Origin of the sequence: Nonomuraea recticatena (genome assembly GCF_039533245.1) — a bacterium.
Taxonomy (GTDB): Bacteria; Actinomycetota; Actinomycetes; order Streptosporangiales; family Streptosporangiaceae; genus Nonomuraea; species Nonomuraea roseola.
The window spans coordinates 209,875-229,773 of the sequence record NZ_BAAATE010000007.1 but is presented as its reverse complement, the minus strand read 5'-3'; the positions used below and the strand labels follow the sequence as shown (position 1 = coordinate 229,773).

General features: G+C 71.9%; 15 protein-coding genes. 11 read left to right on the top strand and 4 right to left on the bottom strand.

The window, feature by feature from the left end; genetic code table 11:
• Window positions 1-5 precede the first annotated feature (5 nt).
• Window positions 6-839, top strand: a complete 834-nt coding sequence (locus ABFX50_RS16915; RefSeq protein ID WP_312895531.1) for an ABC transporter ATP-binding protein — start codon at window positions 6-8, stop codon at window positions 837-839.
• Here ABFX50_RS16915 and ABFX50_RS16910 read toward each other — a convergent pair.
• The gene (locus tag ABFX50_RS16910) at window positions 805-2,064 is read right to left on the bottom strand and encodes a lysine N(6)-hydroxylase/L-ornithine N(5)-oxygenase family protein (RefSeq protein WP_346147423.1); all 1,260 of its coding nucleotides are present in this window, start codon (window positions 2,062-2,064) and stop codon (window positions 805-807) included. The genes ABFX50_RS16915 and ABFX50_RS16910 overlap by 35 nt on opposite strands.
• Window positions 2,065-2,145: 81 nt before the next feature.
• On the opposite strand from ABFX50_RS16910, the gene ABFX50_RS16905 reads away from it, so the two are divergent.
• The 3 genes from ABFX50_RS16905 to ABFX50_RS16895 all read left to right on the top strand — a co-directional run bounded on the left by ABFX50_RS16905 (window position 2,146) and on the right by ABFX50_RS16895 (window position 6,908).
• Window positions 2,146-3,093 (top strand): methionyl-tRNA formyltransferase, encoded by a 948-nt coding sequence (locus ABFX50_RS16905; RefSeq protein ID WP_346147422.1) that lies wholly within the window; start codon window positions 2,146-2,148, stop codon window positions 3,091-3,093.
• 186 nt (window positions 3,094-3,279) lie between these two features.
• A complete protein-coding gene (locus ABFX50_RS16900; RefSeq protein WP_346147420.1) occupies window positions 3,280-5,913 on the top strand; it encodes a glycoside hydrolase family 3 C-terminal domain-containing protein in 2,634 nt (877 codons plus the stop codon).
• Entirely contained in the window at window positions 5,910-6,908 is a 999-nt protein-coding gene (locus ABFX50_RS16895) for a LacI family DNA-binding transcriptional regulator (RefSeq protein WP_183647005.1), read from the top strand. The genes ABFX50_RS16900 and ABFX50_RS16895 overlap by 4 nt, the downstream gene beginning before the upstream one ends.
• Here the strand turns inward: ABFX50_RS16895 and ABFX50_RS16890 are convergent.
• Complete coding sequence (locus ABFX50_RS16890; protein ID WP_346147417.1) at window positions 6,905-7,546, bottom strand: FMN-dependent NADH-azoreductase; 642 nt, start codon at window positions 7,544-7,546, stop codon at window positions 6,905-6,907. The two genes, ABFX50_RS16895 and ABFX50_RS16890, sit on opposite strands and share 4 nt — an antisense overlap.
• An 89-nt stretch (window positions 7,547-7,635) precedes the next feature.
• Here ABFX50_RS16890 and ABFX50_RS16885 point away from each other — a divergent pair, with 89 nt between their 5' ends.
• Complete coding sequence (locus tag ABFX50_RS16885) at window positions 7,636-8,136, top strand: MarR family winged helix-turn-helix transcriptional regulator (RefSeq protein ID WP_346147415.1); 501 nt, start codon at window positions 7,636-7,638, stop codon at window positions 8,134-8,136.
• A gap of 50 nt (window positions 8,137-8,186) precedes the next feature.
• Window positions 8,187-9,134 carry a DMT family transporter gene (locus tag ABFX50_RS16880; protein WP_346147413.1) on the top strand — a complete coding sequence of 316 codons (948 nt, stop codon included), beginning with the start codon at window positions 8,187-8,189 and terminating at the stop codon, window positions 9,132-9,134.
• 33 nt (window positions 9,135-9,167) lie between these two features.
• Here the strand turns inward: ABFX50_RS16880 and ABFX50_RS16875 are convergent, their stop codons facing one another.
• The gene (locus tag ABFX50_RS16875; protein ID WP_346147412.1) at window positions 9,168-9,893 is read right to left on the bottom strand and encodes a DoxX family protein; all 726 of its coding nucleotides are present in this window, start codon (window positions 9,891-9,893) and stop codon (window positions 9,168-9,170) included.
• A 35-nt stretch (window positions 9,894-9,928) separates the two neighbouring features.
• The gene (locus ABFX50_RS16870; protein WP_346147410.1) at window positions 9,929-11,449 is read right to left on the bottom strand and encodes an MFS transporter; all 1,521 of its coding nucleotides are present in this window, start codon (window positions 11,447-11,449) and stop codon (window positions 9,929-9,931) included.
• A gap of 176 nt (window positions 11,450-11,625) precedes the next feature.
• On the opposite strand from ABFX50_RS16870, the gene ABFX50_RS16865 reads away from it, so the two are divergent.
• The 5 genes from ABFX50_RS16865 (at window position 11,626) to ABFX50_RS16845 (ending at window position 19,899) form a co-directional block, all read left to right on the top strand.
• Window positions 11,626-13,434 carry a hypothetical protein gene (locus tag ABFX50_RS16865; RefSeq protein WP_346147408.1) on the top strand — a complete coding sequence of 603 codons (1,809 nt, stop codon included), beginning with the start codon at window positions 11,626-11,628 and terminating at the stop codon, window positions 13,432-13,434.
• Window positions 13,435-13,522: 88 nt separating this feature from the next.
• Complete coding sequence (locus ABFX50_RS16860) at window positions 13,523-15,832, top strand: AAA family ATPase (protein WP_346147406.1); 2,310 nt, start codon at window positions 13,523-13,525, stop codon at window positions 15,830-15,832.
• Window positions 15,833-15,919: 87 nt separating this feature from the next.
• Window positions 15,920-16,903 carry an ABC transporter permease gene (locus ABFX50_RS16855; RefSeq protein ID WP_346147404.1) on the top strand — a complete coding sequence of 328 codons (984 nt, stop codon included), beginning with the start codon at window positions 15,920-15,922 and terminating at the stop codon, window positions 16,901-16,903.
• Between the two features lie 3 nt (window positions 16,904-16,906).
• Window positions 16,907-17,806, top strand: coding sequence for an ABC transporter permease (locus ABFX50_RS16850; protein WP_346147403.1), 900 nt, complete (start codon window positions 16,907-16,909; stop codon window positions 17,804-17,806).
• Window positions 17,803-19,899 carry an ABC transporter ATP-binding protein gene (locus ABFX50_RS16845; RefSeq protein WP_346147401.1) on the top strand — a complete coding sequence of 699 codons (2,097 nt, stop codon included), beginning with the start codon at window positions 17,803-17,805 and terminating at the stop codon, window positions 19,897-19,899. The genes ABFX50_RS16850 and ABFX50_RS16845 overlap by 4 nt, the downstream gene beginning before the upstream one ends.

Below are 19,899 nucleotides of genomic sequence, written 5' to 3'. Positions count from 1 at the left end.
AAGACGTGACCAATCCGTCGCTGACGGCCACGGGGCTGCGGCTGGCCTACGACGACAGGCTCGTCGTCGACGGGCTCGACCTGGCCGTGCCGCCCGGCAGGATCAGCGTCATCATCGGCGCGAACGCCTGCGGCAAGTCGACCCTGCTGCGCGCGCTGGCCAGGTTGCTGTCCCCGCGCGGCGGCGCCGTCCACCTCGACGGCCGCTCCATCCACGCGATGCCGACCCGCCAGGTCGCCCAGCGGCTCGGCATCCTGCCCCAGTCGCCCGTCGCGCCGGAGGGCCTGACGGTCGGCGACCTGGTCGGGCAGGGCAGGTCGCCGCACCAGACGTGGTGGCGGCAGTGGTCGGCGGCCGACCAGGACGCGGTCACGGCGGCGCTGGTCGCCACCGGGATGCTCGAACACGCGGGCAGGCCGCTCGACCAGCTGTCGGGAGGGCAGCGCCAGCGGGCGTGGATCGCCATGGCGGTCGCCCAGAACACCCCGGTGCTCCTGCTGGACGAGCCGACCACCTTCCTCGACCTGGCCCACCAGATCGACGTCCTGGACCTCGTCGTCGATCTCAACAGACGGCAGGACCGCACGGTCGTCATGGTCCTGCACGACCTCAACCAGGCCTGCCGCTACGCCGACCACGTGATCGTGATGAAGGAGGGCCGCGTCGTCGCCGAGGGCCCGCCCCTCGAGGTGGTCGACGCGGCGCTGGTCGAGGAGGTCTTCGGCCTGCGCTGCGTGGTGACGGCCGACCCGGTCAGCGCGACCCCGCTGGTCATCCCGATCGGCCGCCACCACGTCGGGCCCGTCAGCGGGGGAGCGCGTACGACCGGTTCATGCTGACCGAGGCGGCGATCTCGCCCGCCCTGAGCGCGGTGTTCGACAGCAGGGTGGAGGTGAGGCCGTGGGTGTGCTCGGTGGCGCCCTGCACGTAGACGCCGCAGCGCATCTCCTCCTTGGTGGCCACGCGGTAGTCGCGCCCGATCCGCAGGCCGCCGTCCGGCAGGAGCTCGCACAGCTCGCCCGCCTCGCCCAGCAGGGTGAGCGGGTCGCCCGAGCGGTAGCCGGTGGCGTAGACGACGGCGTCGGCGTCCAGGACGGTGCGCTCTCCCGTGGGGAGGAACTCCACGGTGACCCTGGGGCCGCGCGCCACCTCCACCACGCGGGAGGCGTTGAAGATGCGCAGCCGCTCGGTCCCCCGCACCTTCTCCTGGTAGTGGCGCCGGTAGAGCTCGTCGATGAGCTCGAGGTCCACCACCGAGTAGTTGGTCGAGGCGTGGTAGGCCAGCAGCATCCTCTTCACCTCCTCGGACGCGCCGTAGAAGTGGTCGACGGCCTCGGGGTCGAAGATGCGGTTGGCGAAGGAGCTGTCGTCGGCGGGGGTGTAGCCGTACTTGGAGAAGACGGCGCACACCTCGGCGCCGGGGAAGGCGCCGTGCAGGTGGTCGGTGACCTCGGCGGCGCTCTGTCCCGCCCCCACCACGACCAAGCGCCGGGGGTCGCGCAGCGAGGGAAGGCGGTCGAGCAGCTCCTCGCTGTGCCAGACGCGTTCGCCGCTCACGACCCCCGGCGGGAGCACGGGCTCCAGACCGGCGGCGATGACCACGTTCCTGGTGCGCCTGGTCGTCAGCTCGTCGGCGCAGCCGCCCTGCCGTACGACCACGTCGAGGTGGTCCACCACGCCGTCGACGCTCACCGGGGTGACCCCGACCACCTCGGACCTGTACTCCACCTGGTCGGCGAAGGGCGTCGCCGCCCACTCGAGGTAGTCGTGGAACTCCAGGCGCGAGGGGAACATCGTCTTGTGGTTGATGAAGTCGGCCAGGCGCCCCCTGTCGCGCAGGTAGCTCAGGAAGCCGAACTCGCTGGCCGGGTTGCGCATCGTGACCAGGTCCTTCAGGAAGGAGACCTGCATCGTCGTGCCGTCGAGCAGCATGCCGCGGTGCCAGCCGAACGTCGCCTGCTTCTCGAAGAAGACCGCGTCGACCGGTCCGTTCTCCTTTAACGCGATCGCCAGCGCGAGGTTGGAAGGGCCGAATCCGATGCCGATCAGGTCGTGAACCCGCATTGAGCGCCTTTCGAGGTTAGGTTAGCCTCTCCTAATTAAGGGGAGCCTAACCCGTTCCGATCCCCCCTACAAGGAGACGCCATGCGGATCGTGATGTTCGGCTACCAGACCTGGGGCCACCGCACACTGAGGGCGCTGCTCGACTCCGGCCACGAGGTCGTCCTCGTCGTGACGCACCCCAGGAGCGAGCACGCCTACGAGCGGATCTGGAGCGACTCCGTGGCCGACCTGGCCGAGGAGCACGGCGTGCCCGTGCTCCTGCGCAACCGCCCCGACGACCAGGAGCTCATGGCCAGGCTCAAGGAGGCCGATCCCGACCTCATCGTCGCCAACAACTGGCGCACCTGGATCCCGCCGGAGATCTTCACCCTGCCCCGCCACGGCACGCTCAACGTGCACGACTCGCTGCTGCCCGCCTACGCGGGCTTCTCCCCGCTCATCTGGGCGCTGATCAACGGAGAGAAGGAGGTGGGCGTCACCGCGCACATGATGGACGAGGACCTCGACGCGGGGGACATCGTGCTGCAGCGCGCGGTGCCCGTGGGGCCCGACGACACCGCCACCGACCTGTTCCATCGCACCGTCGACCTGATCGCCCCCATCGTCACCGAGTCGCTCGCCCTCATCGCCTCCGGACGCACCGACTGGACGCCCCAGGACAGGTCCATGGCCAGCTTCTTCCACAAGCGCTCGATCGAGGACAGCGAGATCGACTGGAGCTGGCCGGCCGAGGACATCGCCAGGCTCGTGCGGGCGCAGTCCGACCCGTACCCCAACGCCTTCACCCACTACAACGGCGCCCGCGTGCGCGTGCTCAAGGCGTCGGTCTCCACCGGCAGGTACGGCGGCACGCCCGGCCGCGTCTTCATCCGCGAGGGAGACGGCGTCGTCATCGTCGCCGGCGCGCAGGCGCGCAAGGGCCGCAGTCATGGCCTGGTGATCGAACGCGTCCGCACCGAGGACGGCACGGACCTGCCCGCCACCGAGCTCTTCCGCACCATGGGCGGCTACCTCACGCGCCGTCCCTGACCTCCGGCCTGTCGCCCGGTCCGCCCCGTTGATCGGTGGCGGGCCGGCGAGAGATTGTCGAAGCGCTTCGCCAAGGGGTCTTGACCCGGGGACGCACCAGCGGGCACGCTCAGAGCACCCATCCCGGTAACAACCCCGAAATATCCGGATCGGTTATCGAAGCGCTTCGACAGGCGGACCCCCCACATGAACGAACCCTTCCGAGACCCGGCGCACCCCACCGCGCACCGCGTGGCAGACCTGCTCGGCAGGCTCACGCTCGAGGAGAAGCTGTCGCTGCTCCACCAGCACCAGCCCGCCATCCCCAGGCTCGGCGTCAAGGCGTTCAGGACGGGGACCGAGGCCCTGCACGGGCTGGCCTGGCTCGGTCCCGCCACCGTCTTCCCCCAGGCCGTCGGCCTCGCCTCCACCTGGGACCCCGAGCTGGTCGAGAGGGTGGGCGCCGCGACCGCCGACGAGGTGCTCGCCTCCCATCGCAAGGACCCCGCGGGAGCCGGCCGCAACGTGTGGGCCCCCGTCGTCAACCCGCTGCGCGACCCGCGATGGGGTCGCAACGAGGAGGGCTACTCCGAGGACCCGTGGCTGACAGGGCTGCTGGCCACCGCCTACGCCACGGGCCTGCGCGGCAGGGGTCCCGTCCTCAGGACCGCCCCCACGCTCAAGCACTTCCTCGGCTACAACAACGAGACCGACCGCTGCGTCACCTCCAGCAACCTGCCGCCGAGAGTGCTGCACGAGTACGAGCTGCCCGCCTTCCTGCCGCCGCTCCAGGCCGCCGTCGCCGTCATGCCCTCCTACAACCTGGTCAACGGGCGGCCCGCCCACCTCAGCCCGCTGATCAACGACGTGCTGCGCGCCGCCGCGCCCGACGAGCTGCTGGTCGTCAGCGACGCCTACGCCCCGGGCAACCTGTACGGCCTGCAGGCCTACCACCCCGACGCGCCCACCGCCTACGCCGCGGCCGTCAAGGCGGGCCTCGACAGCTTCACCCAGGACGACGACCGTCCCGCCGACACCCTCGCCCACCTCAGGACCGCCCTCGAGCGGGGCCTGCTCGACGAGCAGGACATCGACAGGGCCGCGGGCCACGTGCTGTCGATCCGCGTGCGCCTCGGCGAGTTCGACGACGAGGAGGCCGCCGAGCAGGGGGAGAGCGCGCCGTACACCCCCGGGCAGCATCAGGACCTCGCCCGCGAGGCGGCGGCCAGGTCGATCGTGCTGCTCAAGAACGAGGGCCTGCTCCCGCTGCGCGCCCCTCTCAAGGTCGCCGTCATCGGCCAGCTCGCCGACACCCTGATGGAGGACTGGTACAGCGGCACCCTGCCCTACACGGTCACCGCCTTGCAGGGCATGGCCGAGAGGTGCGAGACCGTCTTCTGCGAGGGCGTGGACAGGGTGGCCCTCGGAGGGCACGAGTTCGACGTCTTCGACTGGGGCGGGGGAGCGCTGGCCCTGCGCTCGCCGCTCAACGGCCAGTTCCTCTCGGCCGACGAGGAGGGGCGCCTGGCCTGCGACCAGCCGGGCCCCAACGGGTGGGAGGTGCGCCAGACCTTCCGCAGGGCCGACGGCTCCCTGCGCCACCTGCACTCGGGGCGCTACGTCGCCGAGGAGGACGGACGCCTCGTGCTCGCCGACGAGCCGGCCGCCCTGTCGTGGGAGCTGCTGTCGAGCGGCGCGAGGCAGGCGGCCGAGCTGGCCGCCACCGCCGACGTCGCGGTCGTCGTGGCGGGCGACCATCCCCTGGTCAACGGGCGCGAGACCGAGGACCGCACCGACCTGGACCTGCCCGCCGCGCAGGAGGCCGTGCTGCGCGCCGTCCACGCCGCCAACCCCGCCACCGTCCTGGTGCTCAGCAGCGGCTACCCGTTCGGCGTCACCTGGGCCGACGAGCACGTGCCCGCCGTCCTGTGGTCCTCGCACGGGGGCCAGGAGTACGGCCACGCCCTGGCCGAGGTGCTGTTCGGCGACCGCGACCCGGAGGGCCGCCTCACCCAGACCTGGTACAGGGACGCCTGCGAGCTTCCCGACCTGCTCGACTACGACATCATCGCCTCGGACGCCACCTACCTCTACTACCGCGGCGCCCCGCTCTATCCCTTCGGCCACGGCCTCAGCTACACCTGCTTCGCCTACACCGACCTCACGATGGACGGAGCGAGGGCCGAGGTGACCGTCACCAACACCGGTGAGCGCGAGGGCGTCGAGGTCGTGCAGTTCTACACCCACCAGCGCCGCTCCCGCGTCAAGCAGCCGCTGCGCCGCCTGCGCGGCTTCGAGCGCGTACGGCTGGCCCCTGGCCAGAGCGCCCGCGTCAGCTTCGAGCCCGACCGGCGCGACCTCGCCTTCTGGGACGTCACGAGGGGCCGCCTGGTCGTGGAGGAGGCCACCCACCTGCTGATGGTCGGCCGCTCGGCCCGCGACCTGCGCCTGTGCGCGGCCTTCGACGTCGAGGGCGAGCGCATCCCGCCCCGCGACCCCGGCGAGCTGCGAGCCGTGGACCACGACGAGTACGACGCGATCACCTTCACCGACCGCGACACCGTCCGAGGGGAGGCGCCGGGCGCGTGGATCCTCTACCGGCAGGTCGCCTTCGCCGCGCACGACTCCTGCGTGATCACCGCGGCCAGCGCGGGGGGCGCGATGCTGACCCTGCGCCTCGGCGACCCCCTCTCCGGCCAGGTGCTGGCCACCGTCCCCGTGCCGGGACCCGGCGAGCTCGCCGAGACCCGCTGCGACCTTGCGAGCACGGCAGGCGTGCACGATCTTTATGTCGTGTTCGAGAATGAAGGGGTCACTCTGAGCGGAATGCGGTTCGCATGACCAACCGAGCAGTCACCATCGCCGAGGTCGCCAGGCACGCGGGCGTCGCGGTGAGCACCGTCTCCTACGTGCTCAGCGGCAAACGCGCCATCTCCGAGACGACCAGGGCGCGGGTGCTGCGCAGCATCGGCGAGCTCGGCTACCACCCCAACGCGGGAGCCAGGGCCCTGGCCAGCAGGCGCTCCAACGTCATCGCGCTCGTGCTGCCGCTTCGCGCGGGCATGCACCTGCCGGTGCTGATGCAGTTCGCCAGCTCGGTCGTGGCCATGGCCCGCAGGCACGACCACGACGTGCTGCTCATGACCGCCGACGAGGGCCCCGACGGCCTGCGCAGGGTCGCCGCCAGCTCGATGGTCGACGGCATGGTGCTCATGGACGTCGAGCTCGACGATCCTCGCGTGCCGCTGCTGCGCGGGCTGGAGGAGCCCAGCGTGCTGATCGGCTTCCCCGCCGACCCCTCCGGCCTGACCTGCGTCGACCTCGACTTCGCCAGGGCGGGCGCGCTGTGCGTGGAGCACCTGACCTCCCTGGGGCATCGCAGGCTCGCCCTGCTGGGCGCTCCGTCGGTGGTCTACGAACGGGGCACGGGCTATGCCCGCCGTACCAGAGAGGGGTTCGTCGAGGCCGCGGGCGAGGCGGGCGTGGCGCTGCCGTGCGAGGAGACCTTCGACGAGGTGGCCGCGACCGTCAAGGATCTGTTCGCCCAGCATCCCGACCTCACGGGGCTGGTGGTGCACAACGAGGCGTCGGTCGGTCACGTGCTCGGCGCCCTGCGACTGCTCGGCAGGCGGGTGCCCGACGAGGTGTCCGTGGTCGCCATCTGCCCCGACGACGTCGCCGAGCGCGCCAGCCCGCCGCTCACCTCGGTGCTGATTCCCGCCGAGGACGTCGGCAACCGGGCGGTCGAGCTGCTCATGGCCAAGCTCGAAGGCCGCCCGGTGCCCGACGCCACACTTCTCGAACCGCGGCTGGCCATCAGGGCGAGCACCCGCTAGACGAGCGACCTCGCGCTGATCCGGCGCGCGTGCTCGCGGGCGGCGACGTGCGCGGCGGCCTGTGAGGCGGCGGCCGCCTCGCGCAGCCCTGCCATGGCGGGCGTCGTGTCCGCCAGCGTCAGCTCGGCGGTGACCACCCGCAGCTCCAGACCGAACACCTCGGTGAGGATCTTGCGCAGGTACGGGTCGGCGAAGTCCCAGCCCTCCCTGGGCGTGCCGGGGCCGTACGCGCCGCCGCGCACGCTGATGAGCGTCGCGGGCCTGCCGGCGATCGGGCTGTCGTCGGGGCTCATGCCCAGGGTCCGCCCCGGGATCAGGACGTGGTCGAGCCACGCCTTGAACGTCGAGGGCGCGCCGAAGTTGTACATCGGCACGGCGAACAGGTACGCCTCCGCCTGTAGCAACTCCTCCACCAGCGCCTCCTGCAGGAAGGCCGCGGTCGCCTGCTCCGCGTCGTGCTCCTGGGCAGGAGCGTGCCTCGCGACGATCCCGGCCTCGGTGAGGTGCGGTACCGGGCGCGCCCCGAGGTCGCGGTAGACGACCTCGCCCTCCCACGCGTCCCTGAACGACCTGGCCACCTGCCTGGAGACCGATCCGTCGTGGACGGCCGAGGCGTCGATGTGCAGCAGCTGGGGCATGGTGATCCTTTTCATCGGTTGGCGAGATAATCTGTTTTACAGATTGTCTGCCCAGCAGCTTGTCTGTCAAGCGGAGTAGACTGGTCCCCATGAAGACTGAGCACGAGCTCCCGGCCGGGCTCGACGACACCCTCGGCTGGCTGCTCGCCCAGGTCTTTCAGAACCACCTGTCCGCCTCGCAGCGGGCGCTCGAGGGCTTCCCCGGCTCGCAGCGCGGTTACATGGTCGTCAACGCGGCGGCGCACGGCTGCGCCCGCAACCAGATCGACATGGCCAACCAGCTGAGGCTCGACCGCACGGTGATGGTCTACCTGGTCGACCAGCTGGTCGAGGCGGGCCTGGTCGAGCGGGTGCCCGACCCCGCCGACAGGCGTAGCAAGATGATCGTGGCCACCGACATGGGCAGGGTGAGGCTCGAGGAGGCCACGGCCGTCCTCCGCTTCGTCGACGACCACGTGCTCGCCCCGCTGAAGCCCGGCGAGCGCGCCCACCTGCGCGAGATGCTCCAGCGCCTGACCGCGCACTACCTGGCCACGGGCGGCGACTACCGCGAGGCGTGCGCGACCGCGGCCGCCGCTACGGACAAATAGGGATATTTCCCTACGACTCGGCGGGGCGTCGCGACTACGCTCCTGTCCTCGTGAAGAGCACCCCCGTGGGCCGCTGGCTGCCCGCCTTCCTGCTACTGGCCCTCATCTGGGGCAACAGCTTCTTTTTCATCAAGGTCGCCGTCGGCACGCTGCACCCCCTCCAGGTCTCCTTCGGCCGCATGGCGATCGGCGCGGCGACCCTGCTGGTCGCCCTGGCGCTCAGCCGCAGGGCGCTGCCGCGCGACCCGCGACTGTGGGCCCACTTCCAGGTCGCCTCGGTGGTCCTGACGACCCTGCCCTTCACCCTCTTCGCCTACGGCGAGCAGTACGTCTCCTCCGTCGTGGCGGCCATCTGGAACGCCACCACCCCGCTGTGCACCCTCGCCTTCACGCTGCTGCTGCGCGCGGAGAAACCGAGCGCGAGCAGGATGGCGGGGCTCGGGCTCGGGTTCGCGGGCGTGATGGTGGTCCTCGGCGTCTGGCAGCCGCTGAGCGGCGGTGAGCTCGGCGGCAGCCTGGCCTGCTTCGGGGCGGCGCTCTGCTACGGCGTGGGCGGCTCCTACCTGGGCCGCTTCATCACCGGGCGCCGCTCGGAGGCCCCCGTGGTGCTCGCGGCGGGCCAGTTGCTGAGCGGCACCCTCCAACTGGCGGTGATCACCCCGCTGGCGGGGGTGGCCCTGGTCGACCTGTCGGCGCCGCCCGCCGTGTGGTGGAGCATGCTGGCGCTGGGCGGGCTCGGAACCGGCATCGCCTACCTGCTGCTGTACTGGGTCCAGGTGCGGGCGGGGGTGACGACGACCTCGACGGTGACCTACCTCCTGCCCGTCTTCGCCGTGGTGTCCGGCGTGGCGGTGCTGGGGGAGAGCCTGGCCTGGAACCAGCCCGTAGGGGCGGTGGTGATCCTCGTCGCGATCGCGATGACCCAGGGGCTCCTGCGCCCCGTCCGCAGGCGCGTCCCCGAACCCGCGCCGCCCGGCCCGAGCCGCGTGGAGATCTGAGCCGCACTCGGGGCGCGTCCTGAGGGGGTGGCGTCACTCGGCGGGGTCGGCAGGCTTCCTCCCCGTACGGCCGCGCCCGCTCCGCGCGGCGCTCGCCGTCTTCTTGCCCGCCACCAGGGTGTCGCCTGGCAGCTCGTCGGTCACGGTGCGCGGGAGGTGGTGCGGCGCGGTGTCCTCGCCGGGCCCCACCTCCGTCTCGCCCGCTCCACGGGAGTCCGGCACGGGGGGAGCCGTCTCGGGGGCGGCCGAACCTCGCATGTCGTCGCCGTGCAGGGGGCCCGGTTCGTGCGGGGCGTCGGGGTCGCGCAGCGAGGCGATGACGTTGTCGGCCTCGTGATCGGCGGCGAACTCGTCGGCGGCCTCGGCCTCCCTGCGCCTGATCACCACCATGTGGTCGACCGAGACGCGCCCGGCGCCCGTCACCGCCAGCAGCACGGCGGCCGCGCCCAGCACCACGATGAGGTTGGTGTCGATCGGGTTCAGCGGCCTGGCCACGAAGAAGACGGCCAGGGTCTCGGCGAAGAGCACCAGCCCCAGGGGGGCGGTGAACAGCCCGGCGACGAGTAACGCCCCGCCGATCAGCTCGGTGAGCATGGTGACCGCCGCCCACGCGCCGGGAGCGGGGGCGCCCTGCGTGGCGAACTGGGTGCCGGTGGCGGTGAGCCCCACCTCGAGCTTGTGCCAGCCGTTCGCGAAGAAGATCCCGCCGACCCCGATCCTGGCGGCGAGCGTGGCGAGATCGTGGAGGGTCCGTCTCACGGTATTCCTGTGACCTGATCGGGTCATTTGAAACCTCAGTCGCGTCGGATGAGCAGGGCCACCGCGGCCGCGGTGAGGGCGAGCAGCACGACGCTGACGACGATCGTCGTGTGAAGCGCGTGGACGAAAGCCCACCTCGCGGCGTCGAGCAGCGCCGTGCCAGGGCGGCCGCCCACCTCGTGCGCGACGTGCGCCGCACCCGCCAGCGACTGCCTGGCCTGGTCCATCGCGGGAGCGGGCACCCCCTGCACCGTGGGCACGCCAGGCGCGTAGACCACCGCGGTGATCGTGCCGAGCACCGCGACGCCGAGCCCCGCGCCGAGCTCGTAGGCGGTCTCCTCGATGGCCGCCGCGCCACCGGCCCTGTCCTCGGGCGCGGCCGACATGATGGTGTCGGAGGCGGCAAGCAAGGCGACCTGCAGCCCGAACCCGATGCCGACGAAGCAGACCGCGAGCATGATCGGATGAGCCTCGACACCCCATGACAGGGTCGGCGTGAGCGAGACGGCCACCAGCGCGAGCCCGCCGCTCATGGTGGCCCGCATGCCGATCCTGCGCAGCACGCTCGCCGCCGCGAGACCGCCTGCGATGGCCGACAGCACCAGCGGCAGCATCCTGAGCGCCGCGCGCAGCGGGCTGTCGCCGAGGACGAGCTGGAGGTACTGGGCGAGCATGAGCTGCAGCCCGACGAGGGAGAAGACGCCGAACAGCACGCCCGCCACCCCGGTGGCGAACGCCTTGTCCCTGAACAGGCCCACGTCGAGCAGGGGATGGGGCAGGCGGCGCTGCCGCCGTACGAACCAGACGAGCAGACCGGCGCCGGTGAGGAGGACCGCGAGGCCGGCGGCGTGCCCCGCGCCCGCCTCCTTCAGGCCGAAGGCCAGGGCCAGGATGCCGAACACCGACAGCGCCGCGCTGGTGGCGTCCCAGGGCCGGCCGGTGAGCCTGCGCGACTCGGGCAGCAGGCGGGAGGCCGCGGGCAGCAGCACGAGCAGGATGGGGACGTTGATCAGGAAGACCGCGCCCCACCAGAAGTGCTGGACGAGCAGGCCGCCGACCAGCGGGCCGACGGCGGCGCCGGCCGCCGCGACCGCGCTCCACACGCCCAGCGCGAGCCCGCGCTCGCGGCGGTCGGTGAAGACCTGTCGGATGATGGAGAGCGTGGCCGGCATGATCATCGCGCCGCCCACGCCGAGCAGCCCCCTGGCCAGGATCAGCGTCAGCGGCGTCGGCGCGAAGGCGGCGGCCGCCGAGGCGAGGCCGAAGAGCACGTAGCCCCACAGCACCAGGCGTTTTCGCCCGTATCGGTCACCCAGCGTGCCGAACATGATCAGCAGGGGCGCCACGATCAGCGAGTAGGCGTCGATGATCCACAGCAGCTCGACCGAGGAAGGCTCCAGCGCCGCGGTCAACGCGGGGACGGCGATGTGCAGGACGGTGGCGTCGACAGTGATGAGCAGCAGGCTCAGGCACAGCAGAACCAGGACCGACCACCGGTTGGCCTGCCGCTGCCCCGTGACCCGCGACGACCTCGGTGCGCTCTGCAGGATCGTCATGCGGTGTCCATGACGGGTCTGGCTCGGTCATGGAACATGCGTGGCAGCTTAGGCGATGTCCGGTACGTCGCACACCTGGATCGACTGATCACATTCCGTGCCGGTACCTCTCTAGAGAGATACAGCCATATGTCCTGATCTTTCGTATGGGGTGCCGCGAACAGATCATGGCGGGTGTGGGGAGCGACGGCGAGGGTTCGGATTCCGCTGCCGAATGGTGCGCCGTCGCTCTCGACCACCTCCTGGCCGACCACCCCGAGGCCGCGCTGACCGCGGCCCGGCGCGCGATCACCCTCGACCACGCGGGCGAGTGGGGACACCGCCTGGCCAGCCTCGCCCTCGAACGTCTCGGCAGCGACCCCGAGGCCGTGCTCGAGGCGGAGCAGGCCGCGCGCCTGGCCCCCGGGTCCTGGCAGTCGAGACTGCGGCTCGGCGCCGCGCTGCGCCGCGTCCCCGGACGTTTCAGGGAGGCGGCCGCCCACATCGCCGCCGCGAGAAGGTTCGCCCCCGAGGAGGCGGGGCCGCACGCCCTGACCGGCGACCTGGCGCTCCTGCGGGGCGAGCACCGCCGCGCCGCGGCCGCCTACCTGTCCGCGCTGCACAGGGACGACGCGCACGCGGGCGCCCGCGTCAACTACGGACTCACCCTGCTGCGATGGGACCCTCCGCGCGCCCACCACGACCCCGCGTGGACGATCGACCCGCGCGAGACGGGCAGGGCCAGGCGCGCGCTGGAGGTCTGGTCGCGGCAGACCAGGCTGCTGCCCGCCGTCGCCGTCGCCGTCTCAGGCGCGCTGGTCGTCACGGGCCCCGTCCCCGACGGGCCGCTCGGCCTGTCGGGGCTGATCGTGATCGTCCTGCTGGGCTCACTCACCTTCAGGCAGGCGCGCAGGGTGCGGATCTGGTCCGTCGTCCCCGTGATGCTCGGCCGCGACCGCTGGCTCGGGCTGTCGGTGGCGACGGCGGCCATCGCCTTCGCCGCCTACGCCGCCTCCCTGTTCGTGCCCGTGGCCGACCCGCTGTGGGCGGGGCTGGCCGGGATCGTGCTGCTCAACGCGCCCGCGCTGGTCGCGCTGCGGGTGCTGTCCGAGGCCTGGCGCGGCCGTCCGGTGCGCGCGCTCGCTCAGCTGTCGATGGCGTACGGCGAGCGCACCGCCCGCCGCGATCTGGGCGTCACGCTGTGGGTCGTGCTGGCCAGGGCCTGGTCGGTGCTGGTGGCGCTGGAGCTCGCCGCCCTGGTGACGCACCCGGCGGGCGGGCTGGCCGCGCTGGCGGTGCCGTACCTGCTGGTCAGGGTCCGCGACAGGGGAGGGCTCGCGGGACTCGGCGCGCTGCGCGCGGACAGGTGGCTGGCCGCGGCCGTGACGCTGACCTTCACGGCCGCGCTGGCCTGCGCCGCCGCCGCGACGGCGAGCCTGGTCGCGGCGTTCGCGCCTGGCGGGGCCCTGCCGGCCGCGGCGGCGCCCGGCGGGGTGGGCGCAGCAGGGGAGCAGGCGGCGGCGTGGGGCTGGCGGGTGGCGCTGGGCGCGAGCGCGGCGGTGGTCGTGCTCTTCGTGCTGCGCGCCGTCAGAGCCTGGTGGCGCGGCGCGCCAGGCCCATGGCGCGCCTCCCTGATCATGGCTGAGCCTTCCATGGAAGGGGCGGGACCGTCGGTGACCCTCACCGCCGAGGTGCGGCAGGCTCTCACCTTCTCCAGGGGCGTCGTCCTGGCCTACGCCGACTCCCTCGGCCCCAGAGCGCTCGCCGTCGGCGCGGTCACCTCGATCAGCGCCTCGGGCGAGCTGCGCCTGATCGCGGGAGAGGAGGCGTGGGAGGCGGCCGAGCGCGACCCCCGCGTCGCCGTGTTCGCCACCGACCAGCTGCATCCCAGATTCTGGATCGAGGTGCGCGGAGTCGCGCTGCCCGACCCCGGCTCCGACGTCCTGCGCGTGACGCCCAAGCAGGTCGTCGTCGGGGAGTACCCGGGACGGCACCAGCGCCGCTGAGCCCTGTCCAATCGAGGTTTTCGCGCGCGCCGCATAGCGCGCGGCCCACGCCCGTACGGTATAACCGGGGTCGGACCGGGGAGGCGTGATGCGGGACGCGGCGCGGGAGCAGTTCGAGAAGGTACGGCATCGCTATTTCCGCCTTCCCCCCGCCGTCCGCAGGGTGCTGTTCGCCTGCGTCCTGATCGGCTCGGTGGGCGTGGGCGCGGCCATGGGCTGGGACCTGCTGCAGACCTTCTTCGTCACGCTGATCCTTCTCGGCTTCGTCGCGCTGGCCCTGCGCTTCCCCCGCGCGGCCGCCACCGCCGTGGTGCTGGCAGGGTGGGCCGTGGCGGTCTCGCTGATCGACCAGCTGTTCCCTCCTGGCTCGATGGTGCCCACGCTGCTGCTCGTGCTGGCCGTCCCCGTGGCCGCCGCCGCGCACCTCATCCGCTGGGTGCCGCCGTGGATCACCGTGCTGATGGCCCTGGTCCCCGCGGGCGCGCTGGCCGCGGCCCTGGCTCCCGTCTCCGACGGCATCGCGCTCTGGGCCGCCTACGGCGCCGCCGCGGCCGTCCTGCTCTACCGGTTCGTCCAGGCCCGCAGGGCCCGCGCGCACCTGGTGGCCGAGGAGCCCGTCAGGGTGCGCGCCCGCGAGACCCAGCAGGGCAGGCCCCAGCAGGCCGACAGGAACGCCCCGCCGCCGCCCATCTCGGTGGAGGAGGCCCTCGCCGAGCTCGAGAACATGATCGGCCTGCTGCCCGTCAAGGAGCAGGTGCGCTCGATCGCCGCCTCCATCGAGGCCTCCAGGCTGCGCGCCGAGGCGGGCTATCCCGCCGACAGGCCGACCAGGCACTTCGTCTTCGTCGGACCGCCCGGCACGGGCAAGACGAGCGTGGCCCGCTCGGTCGCGAAGATCTTCTACGCGTTCGGGCTGCTGGAGACCCCCTACGTCGTCGAGGCCCAGCGGGCCGACCTGGTCGGCGAGTTCCTCGGCGCGACCGCGATCAAGACCAACGAGCTGGTCGACAGGGCGCTCGGCGGGGTGCTGTTCATCGACGAGGCCTACAGCCTGGTCAACTCCTCAGAGGGCCAGCCCGACAGGTTCGGCGCCGAGGCCGTGCAGACGCTGCTCAAGCGGGCCGAGGACGACCGCGAGCACCTCATCATCATCCTGGCGGGCTACGAGCAGGAGATGACCTCCTTCCTGGCCTCCAACCCGGGGCTGTCGAGCAGGTTCGCCACCAGGGTGCGCTTTCCCAGCTACTCGCCCGCCGAGCTGCTGGAGATCACCGACCTGCTGCAGAGACGGCGCGGCGACAGCCTGGCCCCCGAGGCGCGGCCCGCGCTGCTCGGCCTGTTCGAGGACGTCCAGCGGCGCGGCCTGGTCGACGAGCTCGGCAACGCGCGCTTCGTGCGCAGCCTGGTCGAGGCCGCGGCGCAGGCCCGCGACGTGCGGGTGGTCGGCGCGGGCGGCACCCCCTCGACCGCGGACCTCACCACCACGACCGTCGCCGACGTCACCAAGGCCTTCAACGAGCTCACCGCGCGCTTCCGCGGCTACCAGGCCACCCCCACGCTGGAGGAGGCGCTGGCCGACCTCGACCGCATGGCGGGGCTCGAACCCGTCAAGCGGCAGGTCCACGCCATCGCCGCCCAGCTCCAGGTGGCCCGCATGCGCCAGGAGCGCGGCCTGCCCACCCCTCCGCAGATGCGCCACTTCGTCTTCGCGGGGCCGCCTGGCACGGGCAAGACCACCGTCGCCCGCATCCTCGGCCGCATCTTCGCCGCGCTCGGCCTGCTGGCCAGGCCCGACGTGGTCGAGGGGCAACGCGCCGACCTGGTCGGCCAGCACCTCGGCGCGACCGCGATCAAGACCAACGAGCTGGTCGACAGGGCGCTCGGCGGGGTGCTGTTCATCGACGAGGCCTACAGCCTGGTCAACCCCGGCTACTCCGGCGGCGACGCCTTCGGCGCCGAGGCCGTGCAGACGCTGCTCAAGCGGGCCGAGGACGACCGCGACAGGCTCGTCATCGTGCTGGCCGGATACGAGCGGGAGATGGACCGCTTCCTGTCCACCAACCCGGGGCTGTCCAGCCGCTTCAACCAGCGGGTCGCCTTTCCCAGCTACGCGCCGCAGGAGCTCGCCGAGATCGCGATCCTGCTGGCCGAGCGGTCGGGCGACCATTTCGACGAGGCCGCGAAGGCCGACCTGGACGAGGTCTTCACCTGGGTCTGCCAGGAGCGGCTGATCGACGGCCTCGGCAACGGCCGCTTCGCCCGCTCGCTGTTCGAGCGGGCGGCCATGCGCAGGGACGTCCGCCTCGCCGCCCTGGGCAACACGGCCAGCGAGTCGGAGCTGACCACCATCACCAGCGACGACGTGCGCGCCGCCGTCGACGAGCTGTCGGGAAGGTAGTCAGGCTCACTTCGGCGCTTCGCCACACCCCGGGGATCACATGGTGTAGCAATATGACTACACCTGGTGAGGGGTGAAGGGGAGGCGATGGCGGGGTTCCTGGTCCGCAGGCTGCTCAACTACGTGGTGCTCGTCGTCGTCGCCACCAGCCTTGCCTACATGCTGGCGGCCAGCGCGCTCGACCCGCGGGCCAACTACGAGGGACGCAACCCGCCGCTGCCTCCCGCGGTGATCGACGCCAGGCTCGACGAGCTCAACCTCAACAACCGCACCCCGCTGATCGCGCGCTACGTCACCTGGGCGGGAGGGGTCGTCTCCGGCGACTTCGGGCTGACGGTCGGCGGCGACTCGGTCAACGACGACCTCAGGCGACGGGCGGGGGTCACCTTCCGCCTCATCATCCTCGGGGTGTTCTTCGGCGGCTTCCTCGGCGTCGCCGTGGGCGCCTACGCCGCGGTCAGGCAGTACGGCTGGTTCGACAGGCTGACCACCATCGGCTCCTTCGTCGTGCTGGCCGTTCCCGTGGTGGTCATCGCCAACGTGCTGATCCTGGCAGGGGTGTGGTTCAACGGCCTGGTCGGAGAGAGGATCGTCTACGTCAGCGGCGAGTACACGCCGGGCCTCGACGCCGGACTGCCGGGGCAGGCGCTCGACCGCCTCCAGCACCTGATCCTGCCGACGGTCTCGCTGTCGATCGGCCTGATCGCGATCTTCAGCCGCTACCAGCGCAACATGATGCTCGACGTACTCGGCGCCGACTTCGTCCGCACCGCGATGGCCAAGGGCCTGTCCAGGCGGGCCGCGCTCACCAGGCACGCGCTGAGGACCGCGCTCATCCCCGCCGTCACCTACTTCGCCTTCACCTTCGGCTCCCTGCTGGTCGGCGCCACCATCACCGAGAAGATCTTCGGCTGGCACGGGCTGGGCGAGCAGCTGATCGACTCCATCAACACCAACGACGTCAACACCGTCGCCGCAATCGCGCTCCTGACCGCGCTGTCGGTCCTGGTGGCCTCCCTGCTGTCCGACCTGCTGACCGCGGCGCTCGACCCGCGGGTGAGGGTGGGCTGAGGCGTGAGCATCGCCGACGAGGAGCTGGCCGAGCAGGTCGTCAAGATCAAGGCGCCGTCCAGGGGCAGGGTGGTGGCCAGGCGCTTCTTCGCGATGCGCCAGGGACAGCTCGGATTCGCCCTGCTCGCGCTGATGTTCCTGCTGGCCTTCGCCGGCCCGCACTTCACCCACTGGACCTACACCGACAAGGACTTCGCCGCCTTCCTGCGGCCGCCGTCGGCCGAGCACTACTGGGGCACGCTCCAGACCGGCGCCGACGTCTTCGCCGTCACCCTGCGCGGCATGCAGAAGTCGCTCATCGTCGGCCTGCTCGTGGCGGTCGTGGCCACCACGCTCGCGGCCGTGGTCGGCGCCTTCGCCGGCTACTTGCTCGGCTGGACCGACAGGGTCCTGATGTGGGTGGTCGACCTGCTGCTCGTGCTGCCCAGCTTCCTGATCCTGGCCATCATGTCGCCGCTGTTCGCGGGAGGCGCGTGGGTGCTGTTCGTGATCATGCTGGCGCTGTTCCTCTGGATGATCACCTCCAAGGTCGTGCGCGGGATGACGGTCTCGCTCAAGGAGCGCGAGTTCATCAGCGCCGCCCGCTACATGGGCGTGCCCGCCCCCACGATCATCTTCAGGCACGTCATCCCGAACATGTCGTCCCTGCTGGTCGTCGACGCCACGCTGAACGTCAGCTCGGCGATCCTCACCGAGACCACGCTGTCCTACTTCGGCTTCGGCATCCAGCCGCCCGACGTCTCGCTGGGCAGCCTGATCGCCGACGGCTCCAAGACCGCCGTCTTCGCGCCGTGGACGTTCTGGTTCGCCGCGGGCCTGCTCATCCTCACCGTGCTGTCGGTCAACCTCATCGGCGACTCACTGCGCGACGCCTTCGACCCCACCTCGAAGAGGGGCTCATGAGCGATCCCGTTCTCCAGGTCGCCGATCTCGACGTCCGCTTCGGGGACGTGCGCGCGGTGCGCGGCGTCGGCTACGAGGTGCGCGCGGGCGAGGTGCTCGGCATCGTGGGCGAGTCGGGCTCTGGCAAGTCGGTGACCGCCCTGGCGGTCATGGGCCTGCTGCCCCCGCACGCCCGCGTGACGGGGTCGGTACGGCTGCGCGGCACCGAGATCCTCGGCGCGAAGGAGAAGACGCTCACCGCCTTCCGCGGCAGGACGATCTCCATGGTCTTCCAGGACCCGCTCTCGGCGCTCACGCCCGTCTACAGGGTGGGCGACCAGATCGCCGAGGCGGTGCGCGTCCACCAGAAGGTGACGGCCGAGCAGGCCACGGCCAGGGCCGTGGAGCTGCTCGACCTGGTCGGCATCCCCAACCCGGGACAGCGGGCCAGGGCCTTCCCTCACGAGTTCTCCGGCGGCATGCGCCAGCGCGCGGTGATCGCCATGGCCGTCGCCAACGACCCCGACGTCATCATCTGCGACGAGCCGACCACCGCGCTCGACGTCACCATCCAGGCGCAGGTCCTCGACGTGCTGAAGAAGGCGCAGAAGGAGACGGGCGCGGCGATCGTGATGATCACCCATGATCTCGGGGTGGTGGCGGGCTTCGCCGACAGGGTCCTGGTCATGTACGCGGGCAGGGCCGTCGAGGTGGGGCAGGTCGACGACATCTACTACCGGCCGCGCATGCCGTACACGATGGGCCTGCTGGGCTCCGTTCCCCGCCTCGACGCCGGAGGGCGCCGGCCGCTGGTGCCGATCGAGGGCAACCCGCCCTCACCCGCCGAGCTGCCGCCCGGCTGCCCGTTCACGCCGCGCTGCCCGATGGCGATCGAGGCGTGCGCCGAGGCCGAGCCGCCGCTCGAGCCGGTGAACGGCGCGGGGCATCTGGCGGCGTGCATCCGGGCGGAGGAGATCGCCAGGGAGAACCTGTCGCCCGCCGAGGTCTACGACGTGGCGGGGGAGGTCAAAGGCAGGCACGCCGCGACGCCGGAGCCGGCCGCCGGGCCCGCCGCCGGGCCTGTCAGGGCCGCGCCCGCGCCCCGTGAGGGCCGCGAGGTCGTGCTGTCGGTGGCCGATCTGGTCAAGCACTACCCGCTGACGAAAGGCGCGGTGTTCAGGCGCAGGGTCGGCACCGTCCACGCGGTCGACGGCATCACCTTCGACATCCGCAGGGGCGAGACGCTCGGGCTGGTCGGTGAGTCGGGCTGCGGCAAGACCACGACGCTCATGGAGATCCTCGAGCTGACGAAGCCGCAGCGCGGCACGATCGCCGTGCTCGGTCGCGACGTGGCCGCCCTCGGCGCCCGCGACAGGACCGCGCTGCGCCGCGACATGCAGGTCGTCTTCCAGGACCCGCTGGCCTCGCTCGACCCGAGGATGACCGTCTACGACATCCTCGCCGAGCCGCTGCGCACCCAGGGGCGGCGCGACGCGGGCACGCGCGTGCGCGAACTGCTCGACCTGGTCGGCCTTGATCCCGGCCACGCCGCCCGCTATCCGCAGGACTTCTCCGGCGGGCAGCGTCAGCGCATCGGCATCGCCAGGGCGCTGGCCCTCGAACCCAAGCTGGTCCTGCTGGACGAGCCCGTCTCGGCCCTCGACGTCTCGATCCAGGCGGGCGTGGTCAACCTGCTGGAGGATCTCAGGCGCCGCCTCGGCCTGTCCTACCTGTTCGTGGCGCACGACCTGGCCGTGGTCAGGCACCTGGCCGACCGCGTGGCGGTGATGTACCTCGGCAGGATCGCCGAGATCGGCGACGTCGAGCGGGTCTACGGGGCGCCGATGCATCCGTACACGCAGGCCCTGCTGTCGGCGATCCCGCTGCCCGACCCCGTGAAGGAACGTTCCAGGCGGCGCATCCTGCTCGAGGGAGACCTGCCGAGCCCCGCCCACCCGCCCTCGGGCTGCAGGTTCCGCACGCGGTGCCCGAAGTTCAAGGCCCTCACCGACGGCGAACGCGTCAGGTGTGTGGAGGTCGAGCCGGAGGTCAGGCCGCTCGACGTCGATCAAGGCGTGGCATGTCACTACGCCGAGAAGCTCGAAGTCGTCTAG

What these genes read in the sequence shown, in the direction of transcription:
- ABFX50_RS16910 (WP_346147423.1), bottom strand. Translation starts at nt 2,064, where the DNA reads ATGCGGGTTCACGACCTGATCGGCATCGGATTCGGCCCTTCCAACCTC.
- ABFX50_RS16845 (WP_346147401.1), top strand. Translation starts at nt 17,803, where the DNA reads ATGAGCGATCCCGTTCTCCAGGTCGCCGATCTCGACGTCCGCTTCGGG.
- ABFX50_RS16900 (WP_346147420.1), top strand. Translation starts at nt 3,280, where the DNA reads ATGAACGAACCCTTCCGAGACCCGGCGCACCCCACCGCGCACCGCGTG.
- ABFX50_RS16885 (WP_346147415.1), top strand. Translation starts at nt 7,636, where the DNA reads ATGAAGACTGAGCACGAGCTCCCGGCCGGGCTCGACGACACCCTCGGC.
- ABFX50_RS16905 (WP_346147422.1), top strand. Translation starts at nt 2,146, where the DNA reads ATGCGGATCGTGATGTTCGGCTACCAGACCTGGGGCCACCGCACACTG.
- ABFX50_RS16895 (WP_183647005.1), top strand. Translation starts at nt 5,910, where the DNA reads ATGACCAACCGAGCAGTCACCATCGCCGAGGTCGCCAGGCACGCGGGC.
- ABFX50_RS16855 (WP_346147404.1), top strand. Translation starts at nt 15,920, where the DNA reads ATGGCGGGGTTCCTGGTCCGCAGGCTGCTCAACTACGTGGTGCTCGTC.
- ABFX50_RS16870 (WP_346147410.1), bottom strand. Translation starts at nt 11,449, where the DNA reads ATGACGATCCTGCAGAGCGCACCGAGGTCGTCGCGGGTCACGGGGCAG.
- ABFX50_RS16890 (WP_346147417.1), bottom strand. Translation starts at nt 7,546, where the DNA reads ATGCCCCAGCTGCTGCACATCGACGCCTCGGCCGTCCACGACGGATCG.
- ABFX50_RS16860 (WP_346147406.1), top strand. Translation starts at nt 13,523, where the DNA reads ATGCGGGACGCGGCGCGGGAGCAGTTCGAGAAGGTACGGCATCGCTAT.